Consider the following 26,821-nt stretch of genomic DNA (forward strand, 5'->3'; position numbering starts at 1 on the left):
AGAAATCAAACCCACGAGATTCCGGTCTTCATGTCCAACCATTGGGGGATGGTCGCTTTGTGCTCGTTCCATGACACGGCGGTGCCGGTGGCGACGATTCCTGAGATGTTCGGGAAGCAGGTCGTCGCCGCACCGGACGCCGTAGCGCTGGTCTTCGGCGAAACCTCGCTGACCTACCGCGAGGTCGACGCGCGGGCCAACCGCCTGGCCCGGCTCCTGGTCGGACGCGGAGTCGGACCGGAGTCGGTCGTGGGCGTGGCCGCGCAGCGGTCGCCGGAGCTGTGGGTGGCCGTCCTCGCGGTGCTCAAGGCGGGCGGCGCGTACCTGCCGATGGACGCCGCGTACCCCGCCGACCGCCTCGCGTACATGGTCGAGGACTCCGGCGCCCGGCTGGTCCTGGCGGACGCCGTCACCGGCGGCCTGCTGCCCGAACTCCCCGCCCCCGTACTGCTGCTGGACGCCCCCGAGACCGCGGCGGCCGTCTCCGCCGAGGCGGCCGGCCCGCTGACCGACGCGGACCGGATCCGGCCGCAGCGCGTGGCGCAGACCGCGTACGTCATCTACACCTCGGGCTCCACCGGCCGCCCCAAGGGCGTCGCCGTCACCCACAACGGCCTCGCCCCGCTGCTCGCGACGCACGCCGAGCGGCTCAGGGTGAGCCCCGCGAGCAGGGTGCTGCAGTTCGCCTCGCCGAGCTTCGACGCCTCGGTGTGGGAGATGTGCATGGGCCTGCTGTCCGGCGCCGCCTTCGTGCTGGCCGACAAGGAGGCGCTGGCCCCCGGCGACCCCCTGGCCGACACCATCGCCCGGCACGGCGTGACCCACGTGACGCTGCCGCCCCCGGTGCTCGCCGCGCTCCCGGCCGGGGCCATGGCCTCCGTCGAGACCCTCGTGGTCGCCGGTGACGCCACCACCCCCGAGCTGGTCGCCACCTGGTCGGCCGGCCGCCGCATGATCAACGCGTACGGGCCCACGGAGACGACCGTGTGCGCCACGATGAGCGCGCCGCTGGCCGGCGACGGCCGCGTACCGCCGATCGGACGCTCGATCACCGACACCGGCGTACACGTCCTGGACGACGCGCTGCGCCCGGTGGACGCCGGCGTGACCGGCGAACTGTACGTCTCCGGCGCCTCGCTGGCCCGCGGCTACCTCGGCCGCCCCGACCTGTCCGCCCAGCGTTTCGTGGCCTGCCCCTTCGGCGGGCCCGGCGCGCGGATGTACCGCACCGGCGACCTCGTGGAGTGGACCCCGGAGGGCGAACTCGTCTTCCACGGGCGCGTCGACACCCAGGTCAAGATCCGCGGCATCCGGATCGAGCCGCTCGAGATCGAGGCGGTGCTCAGCGGCCACCCCGGCGTGGCGGACACCGCGGTCCTCCCGTACGAGCGGCGCGGCAGCCGCCAGCTGGTGGCCTACGTCGTCCCCGCCGGCTCCGGCCGTCCCGGCCGGGCTGGCCCGCAGGGCAGCGCCTACGGCAGCATCGCCCTCGACTCCGGCTTCGGCGCCGGCGAGCTGCGCGCCTTCGCCGCCGAGCACCTGCCCGACCACATGGTCCCCGCGGCCTTCGTCCTGCTGGACCGGCTGCCCCTGACCCCGAACGGCAAGCTCGACAAGGCCCGCCTGCCGGAACCCGAGTTCAAGGGCGAGACCTACCGGGCCCCGCGCACCCCGCAGGAAGAGATCCTCGCCGACCTCTTCGCCAAGGCTCTGGGCGTGGGACAGGTCGGCATCGACGACGACTTCTTCACCATCGGCGGCGACAGCATCCAGTCGCTCCAGGTCGTGTCCTGGGCCCGGGCCCGCGGCCTGGTGGTCACCGCCCGCCAGGTCTTCGAGCAGCGGACCGTCGCCCGCCTCGCCGAGACCGCCGTCGCGAACGGGGAGGGCGCCCCCACCGGCCCGGTCCTGGAGGAGTTCGACGGAGGCGGCACCGGATGGATGCCGCTGCTGCCCGTCGCCCGCTGGATCCGCGCGTGGGGCCCCGGCTTCGACCGCTTCCTGCAGGCCATGGTGCTGGAGCTGCCCGAGGGCATCGACCGGGCCGGCCTGGCCGCCACCCTCACGGCCGTGGTCGACCGCCACGACCTGCTGCGCTCCCGCCTCGTCGCCGACGCCGAGGGCGAGGGGGACGGCGAGGCCGACGGACTGGTGGTCGCGCCCGCCGGTTCCGTGGACGTGGAGCCGCTGCTGCGCCGCGTCGCGTGCGACGGCCGCTGGGACGCAGAGTCCTGGCGGGGCCTGCTGCTCGGGGAACTGGAGGAGGCCGCGCAGCGGCTGGACCCGGCGGCGGGCGTGGTCGCCCGGTTCGTCTGGTTCGACGCGTCCGCAAGCGAGGGGGCCGAGGGCGCGGAGGGCGCCGGGCGCGGTGGCACCGGACGGCTCCTGCTCGTCCTCCACCACCTGATCGTGGACGGCGTGTCCTGGCGCATCCTGATGCCGGACCTCGCCTCGGCCTGGCAGCAGATCAGCTCCGGCCGCACCCCCGAACTGCCGCCCGTGGCCACCTCGATGCGCCGGTGGGCGCACGCCCTGGCCGACGAGGCCCTGCGCCCCGAGCGGGTCGCGGAGCTGGACCTGTGGCGCTCGGTCGTCGAGAGTCCCGACCCGCTGCTCGGCACCCGTCGGCTGGACCCGGCCGTCGACGTACGGTCCTCCGTCCGCGTCACCCACGTCCAGCTCCCGGTCTCCGTCACCGAGGCCGTGCTGACCGACCTTCCCGCGGCCTTCCACGGCGGGGTCAACGACGGACTGCTGGCCGCGCTGGCCCTGGCGCTCGCGCAGTGGCGGCGTACCCGCTCCGTCGACGAGACCTCCGCGCTGATCCGCCTCGAGGGACACGGCCGCGAGGAGGCCGCCGCACCCGGCGCGAGCCTCGCCCGCACGCTGGGCTGGTTCACCACCGCCTTCCCGGTGCGCCTGGACCTCGCCGGGGTGGACCTCGACGAGGCCTTCGCGGGCGGACCGGCCGCCGGCCTGGCCGTCAAGAAGGTCAAGGAGCAGCTCCTCTCCCTGCCCGACAAGGGCATCGGCTACGGCCTGCTGCGCCACCTGAACCCGCAGACCGCCGCGCAGTTGGCCGAACACGCCCTCGGGCAGGTCGGCTTCAACTACCTGGGCCGCTTCGCAGCCGGCGCAGACCGGCCCGGCGAACAGGGCGGGGCGGGCTTCACCCAGGCCCCCGAGGCTGCGGCCATCGCCGAACTGGCCGAGCTCGACGCCGCCCAGGACCCGCGGATGCCGGCCTCCGCCGAACTCGACATCAACGCCACGGTCAGCGACCAGCCGGCCGGCCCGGTCCTGAACGCCGCCTTCAGCGCCCCCGAGGGAGTGCTCACCCCGGCGGAGGTGCGGGAGCTCGCCGACCTGTGGTGCGCCGCCCTGGAAGGCCTCGCCCGCTACGCGGCCCGGCCCGGCGCCGGCGGCCTGACCCCCTCGGACCTGCCGCTGGTGACCGCGAGCCAGTCCGACATCGACGGCTGGGAGCGGCGTTTCCCGGGCCTCACCGACGTCTGGCCCACCACCCCGCTCCAGTCGGGCCTGCTGTTCCACTCGATCTTCGAGGACTCCTCCTTCGACGCCTACCAGGTGCAGTACGCCCTGCACCTGTCCGGGCGGGTGGACGCCGGCCGGCTGCGCGCCGCCGGACAGGCGCTGCTGGAGCGGCACTCCAGCCTGCGGACCGCCTTCGTGCACAACGCGTACGGGGACCTGGTCCAGCTCGTCTTGGACTCCGTCACCCTGCCCTGGCAGGACCTCGACCTGTCCGGGCTCGGCGAGGCGGAGCGCACGGAGGCCTTCGAGCGGTTCCTCGCCGAGGACCTGACCACGCACTTCGACCAGATCGCGCCGCCGATGCTGCGCATGACGCTGATCCGGACCGGCGAGGAGACGTACGAACTCGTCCTGACCGCCCACCACGTGCTGTTCGACGGCTGGTCGGTGCCCCTGCTGATGCAGGACCTGCTCACCTTCTACGGAGCGGCGGGCCAGGCCTCCGGGCAGGTCACCGGGCTGGAACCCGCCCGCGACTACCGGGACTTCCTGGCCTGGCTCACCCGCCAGGACCCCGAGGAGTCCGCGCGCGTCTGGCGCAAGGAGCTCAGCGGGCTCGGGGAGCCGACGCTGCTCGCCCCGGTGGTGTCCACCCCGGCCGCCGGGGCAGCCGCGTCCGCGGGGGCAGCCGCGTCCGCCGCGTCCGCCGAGTCCGCCGAGGACATCGCCATGCGGCAGGCCGAGGTGCCGCTGCCCGTCGAGGCCTCCCGCGAGCTGTTCCGGCGCGCCTCCGATCTCGGCGTCACCCTGAACACGGTGGTCCAGGGCGCCTGGGCGATCCTGCTGGCCCAGCTCACCGGCCGCCAGGACGTGGTGTTCGCCTCCACCGTCGCCGGCCGCCCGCCCGCCCTGCCCGGCGCCGACTCCACCGTCGGAATGTTCCTCAACACCCTGCCGGTACGGGTGCGGTGCGCCCCTGCGGACACCCTCGCCGAGCTGCTGACCACGGTGCAGGGCCGGCAGGCCGCGCTGATGGACCACCACCACTTCGGCCTGAGCGAGATCCAGCAGGCCGCCGGAATGGACGCCCTCTTCGACACCATCATCGGCTTCGAGTCCTTCCCGATGGACCGGGCCGGCATCGTCGAGGCCAGCCGCGCGGCAGGGATCTCGATCACCGGGATCCGCTCCTTCACCGCCAGCCACTACCCGGTGACGGTGCTCGCCTTCATCGAGCCCGACCGGCTGCGCCTGGCGGTGCAGTACCAGCGCACCGTGCTCGACCCCGCCGTGGCCGAGTCCATCGCCGCCCGGTTCGCCGCGATCCTGCGGCAGCTGGCCGAGGACCCCGGCCGCCGGGTCGGCGCCGTGGACGTACTGGAGCCCGCCGAGCGGGACCGGCTGCTGAACGGGCTCGGCGCGGGCCCGCGGACCACCGGCGCGGACGCCGACGGGACGAGAGCCGTCCCGGAGCTGTTCGAGCGGCAGGCCGCCGCCACCCCCGAGGCGGTCGCCGTGGTCTCGGGCACGGAGTCCCTGACCTACCGGGAGCTCGACGAGCGGGCGAACCGGCTGGCACACGGCCTGATCGCCCGCGGGGCCGGCCCGGAGACCCCGGTGGCCCTGGCCCTGCCCCGGTCGGCGGACCTGGTGGTCGCGCTGCTCGGCGTACTGAAGTCCGGCGCCGCCGCCCTGCCGCTCGACCCGCGCCACCCGGCCGGCCGCCTCGCGCGCGTCCTGGCCGACGCGCGGCCGCTGCTCGTGCTCACCGACCCGGACACGGCGGCCGCCGCGGCGGACACCGCGGTCCCCACCGCCCACCTGGACGAGCTGGGCTCCGGGGACGGCGCCTGCGCTCCGGCGACTCCCGTCCGGCGGCCCGACGGGCTCGCGTACCTCTCGTACGCCTGCGGCGGCCCGGGCGGGCCGACCGGGGTGGAGACCACCCATCGGAACGTGGCCGACCGGGTGACGGGGCTGCTCGCGCGGCTCGGTTCCGCGGCCGGCCCGCGGCTGCTGGCCGGGCTCCCCGCAGACGCCGAACCGCCGGTCATGGAGATCCTCGCCGCGCTCTGCGGCGGCGGGGGCGTCGAGGTGCTGCCCGATCCGCGGGCCCTCGCCGGGCACCGCCTCCTCGGCGCCTCCGCCGCCGCGTGCGGGGCGCTCGCGACGACCCCCTCGGCCTTCGCCGACCTGCTCGACGAGGTGGCCGGGGACCTGCACGCGGACACGATCGTGTTCTCGGGCGAGCCGCTGCCGGCCGCACTGGCGCGGCGGGCGGCGGAGTCCGCTCCCGGGGCCCGGCTGATCAACCTCCACGGCCACCCCGAGACGGGCTTCGCCACCGCCTTCTCACCGCCGGACGGCGAGGAGCCACCGGGCACCGCCGCCGTGCCCGCCGGGACGCCGCTCGCCGGAGTGCGGGCGTACGTCCTCGGCACCGGGCTCACCCCGGTGCCGCACGGCGCGGTCGGGGAGCTGTACCTCGCGGGCGGCGCGCCGGCCCGCGGCTACCGGGGGCACGGCGGACTGACCGCCGGGCGGTTCGTCGCCGACCCGTACGGCCCGGCCGGATCGCGGATGTACCGCACCGGCGACCTGGTCCGCTGGACCGGGGACGACCGGCTGGAATTCCTCGGGCGCGGCGACACGGAGGCGGCCGTCCGCGGTACGCGGGTCGCCCCAGCCGAGGTCGAGGCCGTCCTGACCGGGCACCCCGGGGTGGCGCAGGCGGCCGTGGCCGTCCGCGAGGGCCACGGGCCGGGCGGGACCGCGCAGGTGGTGGGCTACCTCGTACCCGCCGAGCCGTACGGCGCCGACCCCGGGGCCCACGCCGACGAGGTACGCGCCCACGCGGCGCGGTACCTGCCCGCGGCCCTGGTCCCCGCGGTCCTCGTGACCCTGGAGCGGCTGCCGCTGACGCCCGACGGCCGCCTCGACCGGGCCGCGCTGCCCGAACCAGAACCGGCCGGCCGCCCCTACCGGGCGCCGCGCACTCCCGAGGAGGCGGCTCTCTGCGAGCTGCTGGCGGAGGTGCTCGGCGTGGAACGGGTCGGCATGAACGACGACTTCTTCGAACTGGGGGGCAACTCCCTGCTGGCAACACGGCTCACCAGCCGCATCCGGAAGGTGCTCGGGGTGAGCGTGCCTTTGCGGTCGATCTTCGAGTCCCACGCAGTTTCAGAGCTTTCGCGCACGGTCAAGAACGCAGGCACGTCGAGCCGGCCTCGACTGCGCAAGATGGACAGGAGTGGACAGTAAAATGATCCCGTTGTCGTTCGCACAGCGTCGGTTGTGGTTCATCGACCGATTCGAGGGACCGTCGGCGACGTATAACGTCCCCTTCCTCGTGCGGTTGACCGGCGAGCTGGACCGGACCGCCCTGCAGTCCGCGGTGCGCGATGTCGTGGCACGGCACGAGAGCCTCCGCACGCTCATCGTGATGAACGAGCAGGGCGTGCCCTCGCAGCAGGTGCTGCCGGTGGCCGAGGCGCTGCTCGACGTGCCGCTCGTCGAGGTGGCGCCCGAAGCGGTGGACGAGGCCGTGTTCCAGGCGGCGCAGTACACCTTCGACCTGTCGGCGGAGATCCCGGTCCGCGCCACCCTGCTGCGCTCCGGCGAGCGGGAGCACGTCCTGCTCCTGCTGGTCCACCACATCGCCAGCGACGGCGAGTCGATGGAGCCGCTCTCCCGTGACCTGGCCACCGCGTACACCGCGCGGCTGCGGGGCGGGGCCCCGCAGTGGGCGGACCTGCCGGTGCAGTACGTCGACTACACGCTGTGGCAGCGCGAGCTGCTCGGCGACGAGAACGACCCCCACAGCGTGGTCTCCACGCAGGTCGCCTACTGGCAGGGCGAGCTGCAGGGCGTGCCGACTCCGCTGCGCCTGTCCTCGGACCGCCCGCGCCCGCCGGTGGCCAGCCACCGCGGCGACACGGTCGGCTTCCCGATCGACGCCGAACTGCTGGCGGCCGTCGAAACCCTGGGCCGCGAGCGGGACATGACCGTCCCGATGGTGCTCCAGGCCGCCCTCGCCGTGGTGCTCCAGCACCTCGGCGCCGGCCACGACATCGCCATCGGCTCCACCGTCGCGGGCCGCACCGACGACGAACTCGCCGCCCTGGTCGGCTTCTTCGTGAACACCTGGGTGCTGCGCACGGACCTCTCCGGCGCGCCCACCTTCGACCGGGTGCTGGAGCAGGTCCGGCAGAAGGCGCTGACCGCGTACGACAACCAGGACGCCCCCTTCGAGCACCTGGTCGAGGTCCTGAACCCGGAGCGGTCCACCGCCTACCACCCGCTGTTCCAGGTCATGTTCACCTGGGAGAACGACGCCTGGATCGAGCTGGACCTGCCGGGCCTGGAGCGGGCCCGCTTCGAGGTGCTCGCCACCCCGACGGCCAAGTTCGACCTGGAGTTCAACTACTTCTCGGACCCGGACGGTCCGGGCATGCTCTGCTACCTCGAATACGCGACCGACCTCTTCGACCGCTCCACGGCGCAGTCCGTCGTCGACCGCTACCTGCGGGTCATCCGCGAGGTCGTCGCCCGCCCGGACCGGCCGGTCGCCCTGGCGCCCGTACTGGACGGCGCCGAACTGGACACCGTGGTGCGGGTGTTCAACGACACCGCGGTGGCCCTGCCCGAGGTGACGGTCGCCGAGCTCTTCGAGCGGCAGGCCGCGGCGACCCCGGACGCGGTCGCCCTGGAGGCCGGGGACGAGGTCCTCACCTACCGCGAACTCGACGCGCGGGCCTCCCGCGTGGCGCAGGAGCTGACCGCGCGCGGCGTGGGCGCCGAGACGCTCGTGGGCGTGGCCCTCCCGCGCACGGCGGACCTGGTCGCCGGGCTGCTCGGCGTGCTCAAGGCCGGCGGCGCGTACCTGCCGATCGATCCGAGATACCCGAGCCGGCGGCTCGACTTCATCCTGGAGGACGCGGCCCCCGGGCTGATCCTCACCGACGAGCAGACCGTCGGCGTACTGCCGAAGACGCAGGTGCCGCAGCTCTTCCTGGGCGACATCGACTTCGGTGCGCCGGGGGACGCGGCGGCCGCCCCGGTCACCGCACGCCCGGGCCAGGTCGCGTACGTCATGTACACCTCCGGCTCCACGGGCACGCCCAAGGGCGTGGCGATCACCCACGCCAACGTGGTGAACGACGTGCTGGGGCTGGCCTCGGCGATCGGCGTCGGCGCGGACACGCGCGTGCTCGCCGGCACCTCGGTCAACTTCGACGTCTCCGTCTTCGAGCTCTTCGCCACCCTCTGCTCCGGCGGCACCGTCGAACTGGTGCGTGACGCACTGGTGATCGGTGAGCGCGGCGGCTGGAGCGGCGGCGTGATCAGCACCGTCCCGTCCGTCTTCGCAGAACTGCTGGGACAGGTCAACGGGAACATCAGCGTCGACACCGTGGTCTTCGCCGGCGAGGCCCTGCCCGCCGCACTGGTCCAGCGGGTCCGCGAGGCGATCCCCGGGGTCCGCGTCGTCAACGCCTACGGCCAGAGCGAGTCCTTCTACGCCACCACCTACGCGCTGCCCGCCGACCAGGAATGGGACGGCTCCGGCAGCGCCCCCATCGGCGCCCCGCTCGGCAACGTCCGCACCTACGTGCTCGGCCCCGGCCTGCGGCCCGTGCCGGTCGGCGTGGTGGGCGAGCTGTACGTCGCCGGGGAGATCGGCCGCGGCTACTTCGGCCGCACCGGGCTGACCGCCGACCGCTTCGTCGCCGACCCCTTCGGGCCGGCCGGCTCGCGCATGTACCGCACCGGAGACCTGGCGCGCTGGAACGCCGCCGGACAGCTGGAGTACGCGGGCCGCGACGACGCGCAGATGAAGGTGCGCGGGTTCCGCATCGAGCCCGGTGAGATCGAGGCCGTCCTGACCGCCCACCCGGGCGTGGCCCAGGCCGTGGTCACCATCCGCGAGGGCCGCGGCAGCAAGCAGCTCGTCTGCCACGTGGTGCCGCTGGAGGCCGACCAGAGCGGCTTCGGCACCGTCGCCAGCCTCGGCGACCTCGACGTCGACCTGACCACCAGCGTGTCCGTGCGCGAGCTCCGGCGCTTCGCCGCGGGCCGGCTGCCCGAGTTCATGGTCCCGTCCGTCTTCGTCATGGTCGGCCGGCTGCCGCTGACCGCCAACGGCAAGCTCGACCTGGCGGCGCTGCCCGAGCCCGACTTCAGCGGCGGCGAGTACCGCGCCCCGCGCAACGCCGCGGAAGAGGTCCTCGCCGCGGTCTACGCCGAGGTGCTCGGCCTCGACCGGGTCGGCATCGACGACGACTTCTTCGCCATCGGCGGCGACTCCATCCGCTCCATCCAGGTCGTCTCCCGCGCCCGCAGCGGCGGCGTGGAGGTCAGCCCGCGCCAGATATTCGACCACCGCACCGTCGCCGAACTGGCCGCGGTCGCGGTCGTCGGGGTCGCGGCCGGCACCGGCCCGGTGCTGGCGGAGCTGGAGGGCGGCGGCGCCGGCCGGATGCCGCTGCTGCCCATCGGCGAGTACCTGCTGGAACTCGGCGAGGGAACCGACCGGTTCGCGATGTCCATGGCCGTCGAGCTGCCCGAGGGCATCGACCGGGCCGCCCTCGCCGCCACCCTCGGCGCGGTGCTGGACCGCCACGACGTCCTGCGCTCCCGCCTGGTCACCGGCGATGACGGCGACGGCGCGGGCCGCGCGGGCCTGGAGGCCGGCGCGCCCGGCTCGGTCGACGCGGACGCCCTGATCCGCCGCGTCGAGTGCGACGGCCGCTGGGACGAGCAGTGGTTCGAGGCGGCCACCGCCGAACTGGACGCCGCCACCGGGCGGCTGGACGCCGCGGCCGGCGTCATGGCGCAGTTCGTCTGGTTCGCCCCGCAGGAGGGCGCCGGCCGGCTGCTGCTGGTCCTGCACCACTTCGTCGTCGACGGCGTGTCCTGGCGCATCCTGCTGCCGGACCTCGCCGCCGCCTGGGAGCAGGTCCGCGAGGGCCGCACCCCCGAGCTGCCCGAGGTGGGCACCTCGGTCCGCCGCTGGGCCCACGCCCTGGCCGAGGAGGCGTCCTCGCCCGGGCGCGTCGCCGAACTCGCCCTGTGGCGCTCGGTCGTGGCCGGCCCCGACCCGCTCCTGGGATCGCGGGCCCTGGACCCCGCCGTCGACGTGATGTCCACGGTGGACCACACCTGGCTCAAGCTCTCCGTGCCGGTCACCGAGACCCTGCTCACCACCCTGCCGGCCCGCTTCCACGGCGGTGTCAACGACGGCCTGCTCGCGGCGCTGACCCTGGCCGTCGCCCGCTGGCGCCGGGCCCGCGGCATCGACGAGTCCTCCGCCCTGATCCGGGTCGAGGGACACGGCCGCGAGGAGGACGTCGTCCCGGGCGCCGACCTGTCGCGCACGGTGGGCTGGTTCACCACCATGTTCCCCGTCCGCCTCGACCTCGCCGGGATCGACCTCGACGAGGCGTTCGCGGGCGGCGCCGCCGCCGGCTCCGCCGTCAAGGCGGTCAAGGAGCAGCTCCTGTCCCTCCCGGACAAGGGCGTGGGCTACGGCCTGCTGCGCCACCTGAACCCGCAGACCGCCGAGGTGCTGCGCCGGTACCCGACCGGCCAGATCGGCTTCAACTACCTGGGCCGCTTCTCGTCCTCCGCCGACGTGCCCGAGCACCTGCGCGGCCTGGGCTGGACCCTCGCCGAGGGCACCACCGAGCTGATCGCGCACCCCGACGGGCGGATGCCCGCCCTCTCGACGCTGGACGTCGGCGCGCTCGTCACCGACACCGAGCAGGGCCCTCAGCTCACCGCGCGGCTCGCCTTCCCCTCGGGCCTGCTCTCGGCGGAGGACGTCGAGGAGCTCGCCGAGCTGTGGAGCACTGCCCTCCAGGCCCTGGCCCGGCACGCCGCCGAGCCCGCCGCGGGCGGGCTCACCCCCTCGGACGTGCCGCTGGTCCGGGCGACCCAGGGCGAGATCGAGGCCTGGGAGGAGCGCTACCCCGGCCTGGCGGACGTCTGGCCGCTGACCACGATGCAGGACGGCCTGCTCTTCCACGCCCAGCTGGCCGGCTCCACCTTCGACGCGTACCAGATGCAGCTGGTCTTCCACCTCGCCGGCGAGGTCGAGCCGGCCCGGATGCGGGCCGCCGGCCAGGCGCTGCTCGACCGGTACGCCAACCTGCGCGCCGCGTTCGTGTTCGACGCGGCCGGGGACCGGGTGCAGGTCGTACGCGACCGCGTGGAGCTGCCCTGGCAGTACCTCGACCTCAGCGGGTTCGGCGAGGAGGGCCGCGAGGAGGCGCTGAAGCGCTTCCTGGCCGAAGACCACGACTCCCACTTCGACCTGAGCCGGGCCCCGCTCGTGCGGATGTCCCTCGTCATGCTGGCCCCCGACCGCTGGGAGCTGGTCTTCACCGCCCACCACGTCCTCTTCGACGGCTGGTCGATCCCCGTCCTCATGCAGGACCTGCTGCGGCTCTACGGCTCCGGGGGCGACGCCTCCGCGCTGCCGCGGGTGCCCGGCTACCGCGACTTCCTGGTGTGGCAGGCGGGCCAGGACCGCGAGGCCTCGGCCCGCGCCTGGGCCGCGGAGCTCGCCGGAGTCGAGTCACCGACCCTGATCGCCCCCGAGTCCGCCGCCGCGGCCGACCCGGCCGGCATCGGCCAGATCGACATCCCGCTCTCCGCGGACGCCGCCCGCGACCTGGGCCGGCGCGCCGCCGAACTGGGCCTCACCCTCAACACCCTGGTCCAGGGCACCTGGGCGCTCGTGCTCGCCGGGCTCACCGGCCGCCAGGACGTGGTGTTCGGCGCCACCGTCTCCGGCCGCCCGCCCGTCGTCCCCGGCGTGGACTCGATGGTCGGCCTGTTCATCAACACCCTGCCCGTCCGGGTGGAGTGCGGCCCCGGCGCCACCCTGGGCGAGCTGCTGCGCGACCTGCAGAACCGGCAGAGCGCCCTGCTCGACCACCACCACCACGGGCTGCTCGACATCCACCGCTCGATCGGGCTGAACGTACTCTTCGACACCCTCGTGGGCTTCGAGTCGTACCCGATCGACGGCGTCGCCATCAACGAGGCGAACTCGGCCGCGGGCATCTCGATCACCGGCATCAGCCCGCTCAGCGGCGCGCACTACCCGCTGGTCGTGATGGCCTTCGCCGACCCGCACCTGCGGGTGGCGCTCCAGTACCAGCACCACCTCTTCGACCCGGAGACCGTCGAGGGCATCGCCGCCCGGTTCGCACGGATCCTCCAGCAGCTCGTGTCGGACCCGGACGCCCGGGTCGGCGCGGTGCACGTCCTGGAGCCCGCCGAACGCGAGCGGCTCCTGGGCGAGTTCAACGACACGGCCGTGCCCGCCCCCGGGAAGACCGTCCCGTCCCTGTTCGAGGAGCAGGCCGCCGCGACACCGGAGGCGACCGCCGTCGCCTTCGGCGGCCAGAGCCTGACCTACCGCGAACTGGACGCCCGGGCCAACCGGCTGGCCCACGTGCTCGCCGCGCGCGGCGTCGGCCAGGAGTCCGTCGTGGGCGTGGCCCTGCCCCGCTCGACGGAGCTCGTCGTGGCCCTCCTCGCCGTCCTGAAGGCCGGCGGCGCCTACCTTCCGGTGGACCCGGAGTACCCGGCCGAGCGCATCGGGTTCATGCTGGACGACGCCGCGCCGACCCTGCTCCTGACCGACTCCGAGATCGTCGCCGGGCTGTCGGCCGGCCCCTGCCCGTACGTGGTCCTGGACGACGCGGACACCGCCCCGGCCGTCGCCGCGGCCCCCGCCGACGCCCTGCCGGCCGCCGCCCACGGGCGTGTCGACCAGCTCGCGTACGTCATGTACACCTCCGGCTCGACCGGCGTCCCCAAGGGCGTCGGCGTCACGCACCGGGCCGTGTCCGGCCTGGCGCTGGACCGCCGGTACCGCGGCGGCGCCCACGAGCGGGTCCTCGTCCACTCCGCCCAGTCCTTCGACGCCTCCACCTACGAGCTGTGGGTCCCCCTGCTGGGCGGCGGCACCGCGGTGGTGGCGCCCGTCGGCAAGCTGGACGCCGGCGCGCTCGCCGCGGTCATCACCGAGCAGCGGGTCACCGCGCTGTGGCTGACCGCCGGTCTGTTCAAGGTGATCGCCGACGAGAACCCGGAGTGCTTCACCGGGGTCCGTGAGGTGTGGACCGGCGGCGACGTCGTCTCCCCGGCCTCGGTCACCCGCGCCCTGCGGGCCTGCCCCGGCCTCAAGGTCGTCGACGGCTACGGCCCGACCGAGACCACCACCTTCGCCACCACCCACCCGATGCCCGACCCGGAGCGGGTCGGCGAGCCGATCCCCATCGGCCGCCCGATGGACAACATGCGGGTCTACGTCCTCGACGCGGGCCTGCGCCCCACCCTCCCCGGTGTGGCCGGCGAGCTCTACATCGCGGGTGCGGGCCTGGCCCGCGGCTACGCCCACCGGTCCGCGCTGACCTCCGAGCGCTTCGTGGCCTCGCCCTTCGGCGGCCCCGGCGAGCGGATGTACCGCACCGGCGACGTGGTGGCCTGGACCCCGGACGGCGAACTCGTCTTCCAGGGCCGCGTGGACACCCAGGTCAAGATCCGCGGCTTCCGCATCGAGCCCGCCGAGGTAGAGGCCGCCCTGGCCGCCCACCCCGGCGTCGCCCAGGCCGTGGTCACGTGGAACGAGGACCGGGCCGGCGAACGCCGTCTGGTCGGCTACGTGGTCCCGCGCGTGGACGGCTCCGACACCTCCGGCGCCGCCGAGCAGGTCGACGAGTGGGAGGAGATCTACGACGACCTCTACGCCGTCTCCGACGCCGCCTGGGGCGAGGACTTCACCGGCTGGAACTCCAGCTACACCGGCGGACAGCCGATCGCGCTGGACGAGATGGCGGTGTGGCGCGACGCCGCGGTGGAGCAGATCACCAACTGGTCGCCGCGCCGCGTGATGGAGATCGGCGTCGGCACCGGCCTGCTGATGTCGCAGACCCTCGGGCAGGTCGAGGAGTACTGGGGCACCGACATGTCGGCCGCGGTGATCGACCGGCTGCTCGTGCAGGTGGCGCAGACCGGCTTCGGCGACCGGGTGCACCTGCGGCACCAGAACGGCGACGACATCTCGGGCCTGCCGCGCGAGCACTTCGACCTCGTGGTCATCAACTCCGTCGTGCAGTACTTCCCCGACGCGGAGTACATGGACCTGGTCCTGGCCAACGCGATGGAACTGCTGGCCCCCGGCGGCCGGATCCTCGTCGGCGACGTCCGCAACGCCGCCACCCTGCGCCTCTTCCGCTCCGGCGTACAGCGCGCGCTGCACCCCGAGGCCTCCGCCTCGGTGAGCCGCGCCGCCGTCGCCCGCGCCATCCTGATGGAGAAGGAACTCGTCCTCGACCCCGAGTGGTTCACCCGGTGGGCCGAGCGGCACGGCGCGGGCGGCGTGGACATCCGGCTCAAGGCCGGCCGTCCGCACAACGAGCTGACCCGCCACCGCTACGAGGTGCTGCTGCACAAGGCCCCCGTGGCCGCGCTCCCGCTGAGCGAGGTGCCGGCCCGGCAGTGGGGCCGCCAGGTCGACGACCTCTTCGGCCTCGAGGACTTCGTCCGCGCGGGCGGGGAGCAGCCCGTACGCGTCACCCGCATCCCCAACGCGCGGCTCGCCGACGAGGTCGAGTCCGCCGCGGCCGTGGGAGTGATCTCCGCCCCCGCCGCCTCCGGCCCGGTGCTCGACCCGCAGGACCTGCGGGAGTGGGCCGCCGAGCGCGGCTGGGGCGTGCTCCTCACCTGGTCGGCCGCCGCGGCCGAATGCTTCGACGCGGTCTTCTTCCCGGCCGGGCCCGTCACCGACCAGGTGCTGACCGGCGGCTTCACGCCGTCGGGCCGGGCCGACCGGACGCTGGCCAACGAGCCGGCCGCCGCGGGCCGGATCGGCACCCTGGTGGGCGCCCTGCGCGGCTACCTGAAGGACCGGCTGCCCGACCACCTGGTGCCGTCCACCGTCGTCGCCATCGCCGAGGTGCCGCTGACCCCCAACGGGAAGCTGGACCAGCGGGCCCTGCCCGCCCCGGACTTCGCGGCGGCGGCCACCGGCCGGGCTCCGCGCACCCCGCAGGAAGAGGTCCTGTGCGGCCTGTTCGCCGCGGTGCTCGGCCTGGACCGGGTCGGCATCGACGACGACTTCTTCGCCCTGGGCGGGCACTCCCTGCTCGCCACCCGCCTGGTCAGCCGGATCCGCCAGGTCCTCGACGTCGAACTGCCCATCCGGGTCGTGTTCGAGGCGCCCACGGTCGTGGAGCTGGTCGAGCACCTGGCCGCCGGAGCGCCGGTCCGGCCGCCGCTGCGGCGCACCGCCGAGCGCCCGGACTCCGTACCGCTGTCGTTCGCCCAGCGCCGCCTGTGGTTCATCGACCGCTTCGAGGGTCCCTCGGCCACCTACAACGCGCCCTTCCCGCTCCGCCTGACCGGCGAGCTGGACCTGCCGGCGCTCCAGGCCGCGCTGCGCGACGTCGTGGCCCGCCACGAGAGCCTGCGCACGCTGATCGTCGAGGACGCCGACGGCGTCCCGGCCCAGCACGTGCTGCCGGCCGACGAGGCCCAGCTGCAGGTCCCGCTCGTGGAGGTGGCCCGCGGCGGTCTGGCCGACGCCATGGCCGAGGCCTCGGCGTACCTCTTCGACCTGGCCACGGAGATCCCCGTACGGGCCCCCGTGCTCCGGCTCGGTGCGCAGGAGCACGTCCTCGTCCTGCTGATCCACCACATCGCGAGCGACGGCTCCTCCATGGCGCCGCTGGCCCGCGACCTCGCCACCGCCTACGCGGCCCGCAAGGAGGGCGGGGCCCCGCAGTGGGCGGAGCTCCCGGTCCAGTACGTCGACTACACGCTGTGGCAGCGCGAGGTGCTCGGCGACGAGGAGGACCCGGCCAGCGCGCTCGCCGCACAGGTGGGCTACTGGCGCGGAGAGCTGGCGGGTGTGCCGCAGCCGCTGCAGCTCGCCTCCGACCGCCCGCGCCCGGCCAAGGCCTCCCACCGCGGCGACGCCGTGGAGTTCGCCCTGGCCCCCGAGGTCGCGGCCGCGGTCGAGGAGCTGGCGCGCCGGCACGGTGCGACCTCCTCGATGGTGCTCCAGTCCGCCCTGGCCGTGCTGCTGCACGGGCTCGGCGGCGGCGACGACCTGACGATCGGCTCCCCGATCGCCAACCGCACCGACGAGGCCCTCGCCGAACTGGTCGGCTTCTTCGTCAACACCTGGGTGCTGCGCGTCGACCTGTCGGGCAACCCCGCCTTCACGGAGCTGCTGGAGCGCGTCCGGGGCAAGTCCCTGGCCGCGTACGACAACCAGGACGTCCCCTTCGAGCGGCTGGTGGAGGTGCTGAACCCGGAGCGGTCCACCGCCTACTCCCCGCTGTTCCAGGTGATGTTCGCCTGGCAGAACTTCGCCCGGAAGGACTTCGCCCTGCCGGGTCTGCAGGTGGAGTTCGAGCGGGTCCGCACCGAGACCGCCAAGTTCGACCTGTTCTTCAACATGGCCGACCTGCCCGGCATGGGTGTGGTGGGTCTCCTGGAGTACGCCACCGACCTCTTCGACCGGGAGACGGCCCAGGCCGTCGCCGACCGCTTCGTACGGGTGGTGGGCCTGCTGGCCGCCGCCCCGGAACAGCGGGTGTCCACGGTCGAGCTGGTGCGGCCGGCCGAACGCGAGCTGGTGCTGCAGGGCTTCAACGCCACGCAGGAGCCGACCCCCGAGGTGACCGTGCCCGGGCTGTTCGAGCTCCAGGTCGCGGAGCGGCCCGACGCGGTCGCGCTGGTCTGCGGCGAGGAGTCGCTGACCTACCGCGAACTGGACGAGCGGGCGAACCGGCTGGCCCGCCAGCTGGCCGGACACGGCGTGGGCCCGGAGACGGTGGTGGGCGTCGCCCTGCCGCGGTCGGCGGACCTGGTCGCGGCCCTGCTCGGCGTACTGAAGGCGGGCGGCGCGTACCTGCCGATCGACCCGAAGTACCCGAGCCGGCGCCTGGAGCACATCCTGTCCGACGCCCAGCCGAGGCTGCTGCTCACGGACGCGGCCACCGCCGGTGTCCTGCCGGAGTCCGGGATCACCCGCCTGTACCTCGGCGACCTGGCCCTCGGCGGCTCCGCGGGCGGCTCCGGCGACACGGCGCCGCCGTCGGGCCTGCTGCCCGGCCACGCGGCGTACGTGATGTACACCTCCGGCTCGACGGGCGTGCCCAAGGGCGTGACCGTCACCCACGCCAACGTGGTCAACGGCGTGCTGCGGCTCGCGTCCACGATCGGCGTGGACTCCGGCACCCGTACGCTCGCCGGCGCCTCCGTCAACTTCGACGTCTCCGTCTTCGAGGTCTTCACCACGCTGGCGGCGGGCGGCACGGTCGAGCTGGCCCGCGACGTCCTGGTCATCGGCGAGCAGGGCGGCTGGACCGGCGGCGTGATCAGCACGGTCCCCTCGGTCTTCGCCGAACTCCTCGACCAGGTCGACGGCAAGATCACCGCGGACGCCGTGGTGTTCGCGGGCGAGGCGCTGCCCGCCTCCCTGGTCCGCCGGGTCCGCGAGGCCGTCCCGGGCATCCGGGTGGTCAACGCCTACGGCCAGACGGAGAGCTTCTACGCCACCACCTTCGCGCTGCCGGGCGACGAGGACTGGGACGCCGCGCACACCGCCCCGATCGGCGCACCCCTGGGCAACATGCGCACGTACGTCCTGGGAGCCGGCCTGCAGCCGGTGCCCATGGGCGCCGTGGGCGAGCTCTACGTGGCGGGCAACCTGTCCCGCGGCTACCACGGCCGCGCCGCGCTGACCGCCGAACGCTTCGTCGCCGACCCGTACGGTGCGCCCGGATCACGGATGTACCGCACCGGCGACCTGGCCCGCCGGCGGGCCGACGGGCAGCTGGAGTACGTCGGACGGGGCGACGCCCAGCTCAAGATCCGCGGGTTCCGCATCGAGCCCGGTGAGATCGAGGCGGCGCTGACGGCCCACCCCGGCGTGGAACACGCCGTGGTGACCGGCCAGAGCGCCCCCGACGGGGCCAAGCGCCTGGTCGGCTACGTGGTCAGCTCCCCGGACTCCGGCGGCCAGGTGGACGCGCAGGGCCGGTTCGAGGCCGACATGACCTCCGGCATCACCATGCGGGAGCTGCGCCGCTTCATCTCCGGCCGGCTGCCCGAGTTCATGGTGCCGGCGGTGCTCGTGCCGCTGGACCGGCTGCCGCTGGCCCCCAACGGCAAGCTGGACCGAGCGGCCCTGCCCGAGCCGGACTTCGCCGGCGAGAGCTACCGCGCCCCTCGCAACCGCACCGAGGAGGTGCTGGCGGGGGTCTACTCCGAGGTGCTCGGCCTGGAACGGGTCGGCATCGACGACGACTTCTTCGCCATCGGCGGCGACAGCATCCGGTCCATCCAGATCGTCTCCCGCGCCAAGGCACAGGGCGTCGTCGTCAACCCGCGGCAGATCTTCGAGCTGCGGACGGTCGCCGAGCTGGCCACGGCCGCCGGCAGCCAGAACCTCGGTCCGGTCCTGGCCGAGCTGGAAGGCGGCGGCACCGGCGTCATGCCACTGCCCCCGATCGCCCAGTACATGCTCGAACTGGGCAGCAGCTTCAACCGGTTCTCGATGTCCGCGGCGCTCGAACTGCCCCAGGACATCGACGAGGACGGGCTGACCGCGGTCCTGACCTCCGTGCTCGACCACCACGACATCCTGCGCTCCCGTCTCGTCCTCGACGGCGGCGGCAGCCTGGAGATCGCCGCCCCCGGCACGGTCGACGCGGCCGCACTGGTACGGCGGGTGGACTGCGCCGGCACCTGGGACGAGGCCTGGCTGGAGACGGCCCGGGCCGAACTCGACGCCGCCACCGGCCGGCTCGACCCGGCCGCCGGCACCATGGCCCAGTTCGTCTGGTTCGCCCCGGAGCAGGGCGCCGGCCGGCTGCTGGTGGTCCTGCACCACCTCGTCGTCGACGGAGTGTCCTGGCGCATCCTGCTCCCGGACCTCGCCACGGCCTGGGAGCAGATCGGCGCGGGCTCCGCCCCGAGCCTGCCCGCGACCGGCACCTCGGCCCGCCGCTGGGCGCACGCCCTGCTCGACGAGGCGTCCGACCCGGACCGCATCGCCGAACTGGCGCAGTGGTCCGAGCTGCTGGACTGCAACGACCCGGTCCTCGGCTCGCGGGCCCTGAACCCCGCGGTGGACGTCATGTCCACGGTGGAGACGGTCTCCCTGGAGCTGCCGGAGCAGGTCACCGAGGCGCTCCTGACCGCGGTCCCCACCGCCTTCCACGGCGGCGTCAACGACGGCCTCCTGGCCGCCCTCGCGCTCGCGGTGACGCAGTGGCGCGCGGACCGGGGCGTCGAGGAGTCCTCGACGCTGATCCGGCTCGAAGGACACGGCCGCGAGGAGCAGGTCGTGCCCGGCGCCGACCTCTCCCGCACGGTCGGCTGGTTCACCAGCATGTTCCCCGTGCGGCTCGACCTCGGCGGGCACGACGTACAGGAGGCACTCGCCGGCGGCGCCGCCGCGGGCGGCGTGCTCAAGGCCGTGAAGGAACAGCTCCTGGCCATCCCCGACAAGGGCGTCGGCTTCGGCCTCCTGCGGTACCTCAACCCGTCCACCGCCGCCGAACTCGACTGGCGGGCCACCCCCCAGATCTCGTTCAACTACCTGGGACGGGTCGCCGCCGGCGACACCGCCGACGGGCAGCGGGGCGCCGGCTGGAACCTGGCCGCCGACGCGCTCGGCCTCGCCGCGGACCTGGACGCGGACATGCCCGCGCTCTCCACGGTCGAGATCAGCGCCTACGTCACCGACACCGAGAGGGGCCCGCGCTTCCACGCCCGGGTCTCCTACCCGGCCGGAGTGCTCGCGCAGGCCGAGGTCCAGGCACTCGCCGACCTGTGGGTGCGCGCCCTGGAGGGCTTCGCCCACCACGTCGCCACCCCCGGCGCCGGCGGCCTGACCCCCTCGGACGTGCCGCTGGTCCGCATGACCCAGGGCGAGATCGAGAACTGGGAGGCGCAGTACCCGGGTCTGGCCGACGTCTGGCCGCTGACCCCCCTGCAGTTCGGTCTGCTCTTCGAGACCATGCGCCTGGAGGAGGACGCCTTCGACCCGCACATCGTGCAGGTGGCCTTCCACGTCCAGGGCCGGGTCGACCCGGCCCGGATGCGGGTCGCGGCGCAGGCGCTCCTCGACCGGTACGCCAACCTGCGCACCGCCTTCGTCACCGACGCGAGCGGCGACCTCACCCAGCTCGTCCTCGACGAGGTCGAACTGCCCTGGCGGGTCGCCGACCTCCGGGGGCTCGACGAAGCGGGCCGCGAGGAGGGGCTGGAGCGGATCCTCGCCGAGGACCACTACGCGCAGTTCGACCCGGCGAAGCCGCCGATGCTGCGGGCCTCGCTGGTCCAGCTGGCGGAGGAGACCTCCGAGCTGGTACTCACGGTGCACCACGCGCTCTTCGACGGATGGTCGTTCCCCCTGCTCGTACGGGACCTCGCGTACCTGTACGCATCCGAGGGCGACGCCTCCGAGCAGCCGCGCGTGCCCGAGTACCGGGAGTTCCTGCGCTGGCTGTCCCGGCGGGACGACAAGGCGGCCGCCGCGGCCTGGGCCAAGGAGATGGAGGGGGTCGGCGAAGCCACCCTGCTCGCCGCCGAGACCCCGCAGGACGCGGGCGACGACGCCCGCGTCGGACAGGTCGACGTCCCGCTGCCGCTGGACGAGGCCCGTGCGCTCAAGAAGCGCGCCGCCGAACTGGGCGTGTCGATGGGCACCCTGGTCCAGGGCGTGTGGGCGCTGATGCTCGGCCAGCTCACCGGAAAGCGGGACGTGATCTTCGGAACCACGGTCTCCGGCCGTCCGGCGGAGGTGCCCGGCGTCGACCAGATGGTGGGTCTGTTCGTCAACTCCCTTCCCATCCGGGCCGAGTACGCGCCGAGCGACACCCTCGGCCAGGTGTTGAAGAACCTCCAGGAGCGGCAGACCGCGCTGCTGGACCACCACCACTTCGGGCTGCACCGCATCCAGCGGGAGGCCGGCCTGAAGGAACTCTTCAACACGATCGTGCTGTTCCAGTCCTTCCCGGTCGACAAAGAGGCCCTGGGCGCGGCCAACACCGCGGCGGGCGTCTCGTTCACCGGCATCCGCCCGTCCGCCGGCGCCGCCTACCTGGTGGGTCTGGCGGCCGACGCCGAGCCTTACCTGCGCATGATCCTGCAGTACCAGCGGCAGGCCATCAGCGCGGAGACGGTGGAGCGGATCGCCGAGCGGGTGCTGCACATCCTGCGGCAGCTGATCGCCGACCCGCAGATCCCGGTGGGCGCGCTGGACGTGCTCCACGAGGCCGAGCGCGACCGGATCCTCCTCGCCTTCAACCAGACGGCGACCGAGACCCCGGCCCTCACGCTGCCCACCCTGTTCGAGCGGAAGGCCGCCGAGGCGCCGGACGAGATCGCGGTGCTCTTCGAGGACGAGGAGGTGACCTACGGGGAACTGGACGCGCGGGCCAACCGGCTGGCGCGGGCCCTCGTCGAGCGCGGTGTCGGACCGGAGACGGTCGTGGGCGTGGCCCTGCGGCGCTCGCCGCAGTGGCCGGTCGCGGTCCTCGCCGTGACGAAGGCGGGCGGCGCCTACCTGCCGCTCGACCCGGCCTACCCGGCCGACCGGCTCACGTACATGGTCGAGGACTCGGCGATCGGGCTGATCCTGACCGACGGGGCCACGGCGGACCGGCTGCCCGACCTGCCCTCGCAACTGCTGGTCCTGGACGCCCCGGAGTTCGCGGAGTCCCTGGCCGGGACGGACGACGCCGTGCTGACCGACGCGCAGCGGCTGAGCCCGCTCGCGGTGGCCAACACCGCCTACGTCATCTACACCTCGGGATCCACGGGCCGGCCGAAGGGCGTGGCCGTCACGCACACCGGCTTCGCCAACATGGTCGCGGAGGTGACGGAGCTGCTCGGCATCACCGCCGGGAGCCGGGTCCTGCAGTTCGCCTCGCCGAGCTTCGACATCTCCGTCGCCGAGATGTGCATGTCCCTGTTCGCCGGGGGCGCCCTGGTCATGGCGGACCCGGACCGGCTCACGCCGGGGGCCCCGCTCGCCGAGACCGCCGACACGTACGGGGTGACCCACGCGATCCTGACGCCGACGGTCCTGGCCGCCATGCCGGCGGGCTCGCTGTCCACCGTCGCCTCCCTGATGGTGGCCGGCGAGGCCACCTCGCCGGAGCTGGTGGCCACCTGGTCCGCCGGACGCCGGATGTTCAACGGCTACGGCCCGACCGAGACCACCATCGGCGCGACGGTGAGCGAGCTCACCGCCGAGGGCACCGTGTCGATCGGCCGCCCCATCCGCAACACCCGGGTGTACGTGCTGGACGCCGCACTGCGGCCGGTCCTGCCGGGCGTGCCCGGTGAGCTCTACATCGCCGGCGCGGGCCTGACCCGCGGCTACGTCGGCCGGTCCGAGCTGACCGCCCAGCGGTACGTGGCCTGCCCGTTCGGCGAGCCCGGCGAGCGGATGTACCGCACCGGCGACCTGGTCGAGTGGACCCGGGACGGCGAGCTGGTGTTCCGCGGACGCACGGACAACCAGATCAAGATCCGCGGCTTCCGCATCGAGCTCGGCGAGATCGAGTCCGCGCTGGCGGCCCACCCGACGGTGGACCACGGCGTGGTCACCGCCCGGGACAACCTGGCCGGCGACAAGCAGCTCGTCGCCTACGTCGTCCCCGCACCGGGCGAGAGCGTGGTGGCCGAGGCCCTGCGCAAGCACCTCACCAGCCGGATGCCGGAGTACATGGTCCCGTCGGCCTTCGTCACGCTGGAGCAGCTGCCGCTCACCCCGAACGGCAAGCTCGACCGGGAGGCCCTGCCCGACCCGGAGTTCACCGGGGGAGCGGACTACCGTGCCCCGCGCAACCCGCTGGAGACCACCCTGGCGAAGCTGTTCGCCGAGGCGCTCGAACTGGAGAAGGTCGGCATCGACGACGACTTCTTCGACCTCGGCGGTCACTCGCTGCGCCTGACCCGCCTGATCAGCCGGATCCGCGCGGTCCTCGGGGCCAAGGTCCCGATCCGCGTGATGTTCGGCGCCACCACGGTGGCCAAGCTGGCCGAGTACCTGGAATCCCAGGTCAAGACCGCCCAGGCGCCCGTCTTCGCCGACCCGTTCGCGGTCGTCCTGCCGATGCGCACCGAGGGCACGAAGCCGCCCCTGTGGTTCATCCACCCGGGTGTCGGACTGTGCTGGTCCTACGTGGGCCTCGCCCAGCTCCTCGGCGACCGGCCCGTGTACGGCATCCAGGGCCGCGGCTTCGACGGCAGGGGCCGGGCCGAGTCCACCCAGGCGATGCTCGACGACTACCTGGAGCAGATCCTGGCGGTCCAGCCGGAGGGCCCGTACCACTTCGTCGGGCACTCCACGGGCGGCACCTACGCCCACGCCCTCGCCGCGGCCCTGAAGCAGCGGGGACACGAGGTGGCGCTGCTGGCCCTCATGGACAGCCCGCCGAGCGGCTGGTTCCGGCACATCGAGGACCCGGTGAACATGCCGGAGGTCCGCGAGTTCTTCAAGGAGTTCTTCATCGGCTCCGGAGTGGACGAGGACCGCGAGGCGCTGGTGGAGAACGGCAGCCACCTCTTCAAGTCGCACGCCGAGATGCTGCTGGAGTGGGACTCGCCCGTCTACGACGGCGACGCGGTGTTCTTCAACGCCACCCAGAACCCGGACGAGTCCTACGCGGCGATCTGGGCCCCGCACATCGGCGGAACCATCCACGAACACGACATCGACGCCACGCACATGGGCATGCCGAAGGCCCGGCCCGCGGCCGAGATCGCCCGCATCATCAACCTCCACCTTGAGGGGAACTGACCATGACCGGGACATCCGCCGGCGCGGACGCGAAGGAAGCGGCGGCCTTCGTCGACCGCATGGGCATCAATCCGGAGTTCTTCTGGCTGCGCGGCCACAAGCCCGAGCACCCGGTCGAGGTCAACGACTACGGCATCGTCAACGTGTACGGGTACAAGGAGGTGCTGGAGGTCGTCGCCGATCCGAAGACGTACTCCAGCGACGTCGCCGAACTGATCGCGGGCGACGTGGAGATCGACCCCGAGTTCAGCGACGGCACCCTGCTGCAGTCCGACCCGCCGGACCACACCAAGCTGCGCAAGATCATCAGCAAGGCGTTCACCCGGGGGATGGTCGCGGCCCTGGAGCCGCGGATGGTCGAGATCACCCACGAACTGCTCGACGCGGTGGACGGCCAGGACAGCATCGAGATGGTCGACGACCTCGCCTACCCGATGCCGATCATCGTCATCTCCGAGCTGCTCGGCGTACCGCAGAGCGACCGCGACCTGTTCAAGACGTGGGTCGACCGGATGGCCCACAGCGCGGTCGCCCTCACCTCCGGCGACCGGGACCTGGACGAGGACGTCGACGCCCAGGCCGCCATGCGCGTGGTCCCGGAGATGTTCCAGTACCTCCGGGAGCACGCCGCCGAGCGCCGGCTCAAGCCGCGCGAGGACCTGCTGACCAAGCTGGTCGAGGCGGAGGTCGACGGGGAGCGGCTCAGCGACAACGCGGTGGTGAACTTCGCCAACGAGCTGCTCGTCGTGGGCCACGCCACCACCAGCGCGCTGCTCGGCAACACCCTGCTGTGCCTGGACGCCCACCCGGAGCACCTGGCCGCCGTCCGCGGGAACCCCGGCCTCACCCCCGGTCTGATCGAGGAGTCGCTGCGCTACCTGAGCCCGATCGCGACGGCCTACAAGGCCTGCGTCGCCGAGGGCGAGCTCGCCGGCGTCAAGGTCCACCCGGGGCAGCTGGTCGCCATCTCGCTGTCGGCGGCCAACCGGGACGAGCGCCAGTTCACCCGCCCGCACCTGTTCGACCCGTACCGCGACCCCAATCCGCACATCGGCTTCGGCCGGGGCATCCACTTCTGCCTCGGCGCCCCCTTGGCCCGGATGGAGGGCCGGATCGCGACGGACATCCTGCTGGACCGCTTCCCGAAGATGCGGACGGACCCGGACAACCCGCCGGCCTTCCTGCCGCTGCCCCACGTCATCTCGACCTCGGAGCTCCCGCTCCTCGTCCGATGAGGCGCCACTCTGCGGCCCGCGACCGGGCCACCGAAGGAGACCCCCGATGAGCACCACGACCAGCCCCCTCGCCAAGTGGGAGATGCATCCCCGGCACTTCTGGCTGCGCGGGATCCAGCCCGAGGCGCCGATCGAGTACGACCCCGAGGTCGGGATGTGGCACGTCTACGGGTACCCGGAGACGCTGGAGATCCTCAGTGATCCCGCGACGTACTCCTCCGAGGTGGCCGCGCGCTACGTCAGCCCGGAACAGGCGGCCGTCGCCTTCGACGGGAACCTGACCCAGGCCGACCCGCCGGAACACCAGAAGCTGCGCAAGCTGGTCGGCCGCACCTTCACCCTGAAGATGGTGGCCGAGCTCGAATCGCGCATCACCGCGCTCACCCACGAGCTGCTCGACGAGGTCGAGGGCGACACCTTCGACCTCGCGGAGGCACTGGCCTATCCGCTGCCCGTGATCGTCATCTGCGACATGCTCGGCATCCCCCGCGAGGACCGCGAGCTCCTCAAGGAATGGGCCGACCAGTCGCTCATGGCGAGCACCCAGCTCACCACGCACCAGGGCGACAAGGCGCAGGAGGAGTCCCTCGACACCCAGGCCGAAGCGGCCATGGCGATGGGCTTCTACATCCTCGACCTGGTCACCCAGCGCCGCGCCGAGCCGCAGGAGGACCTCCTGTCCCGGCTCGTCGAGGCGGAGGTCGACGGGGAGCGGCTCACCGACCGGCAGATCGTCAACTTCGCCAACCTGCTGATCTCGGCCGGCCACATCACCACCACCATGCTCCTGGGCAACACCATCCTGTGCCTGGACGCCTTCCCGGACGTCGACGAACGGGTGCGGAAGGACCGGTCGCTGGTGCCGACCCTGCTGGAGGAGTCGCTGCGCTACCTGAGCCCGCTCGCCGCGGGCTACCGGGTCACCACGCGCGACGTGGAGATCGCCGGGGTCAAGGTGCCCGAGGGTGACGTGCTGGAGGTCTGGTTCTCGGCCGCCAACCGGGACGCCCGGGTGTTCGAGAACCCGGACGTCTTCGACCCGGCCCGCAATCCCAACCCGCAGATCGGCTTCGGCCGGGGCATCCACTTCTGCCTCGGCGCCCCGCTCGCGCGGCTCGAGGGCCGGATCGCGATGAACATCCTGTTCGACCGCTTCCCGAAGCTGCGGGTGGACCCGGACGACAAGCCGACCTTCCTCACGTCCCCGGAGTTCACCGGGGTCTGGAAGCTGCCGATCCGGGTGAACTAG

General features: G+C 73.5%; 4 protein-coding genes. All 4 read left to right on the plus strand.

Annotated features, from left to right (window positions below):
* Positions 1-105 precede the first annotated feature (105 nt).
* Genes OG472_RS32235 through OG472_RS32250 form a run of 4 tightly spaced genes read left to right on the plus strand, consistent with a single transcriptional unit; the run spans position 106 to position 26,821 of the window.
* Positions 106-6,756 carry an amino acid adenylation domain-containing protein gene (locus OG472_RS32235; RefSeq protein ID WP_405942318.1) on the plus strand — a complete coding sequence of 2,217 codons (6,651 nt, stop codon included), beginning with the start codon at positions 106-108 and terminating at the stop codon, positions 6,754-6,756.
* A 10-nt stretch (positions 6,757-6,766) separates the two neighbouring features.
* Positions 6,767-24,337, plus strand: a complete 17,571-nt coding sequence (locus tag OG472_RS32240) for an amino acid adenylation domain-containing protein (protein ID WP_405942319.1) — start codon at positions 6,767-6,769, stop codon at positions 24,335-24,337.
* A gap of 2 nt (positions 24,338-24,339) precedes the next feature.
* A complete protein-coding gene (locus tag OG472_RS32245; RefSeq protein ID WP_401611338.1) occupies positions 24,340-25,572 on the plus strand; it encodes a cytochrome P450 in 1,233 nt (410 codons plus the stop codon).
* Between the two features lie 46 nt (positions 25,573-25,618).
* Positions 25,619-26,821, plus strand: coding sequence for a cytochrome P450 (locus OG472_RS32250; RefSeq protein WP_405832350.1), 1,203 nt, complete (start codon positions 25,619-25,621; stop codon positions 26,819-26,821).

The sequence above is a fragment of the Streptomyces sp. NBC_00207 genome (assembly GCF_045160965.1).
Classification (GTDB): Bacteria; Actinomycetota; Actinomycetes; order Streptomycetales; family Streptomycetaceae; genus Streptomyces.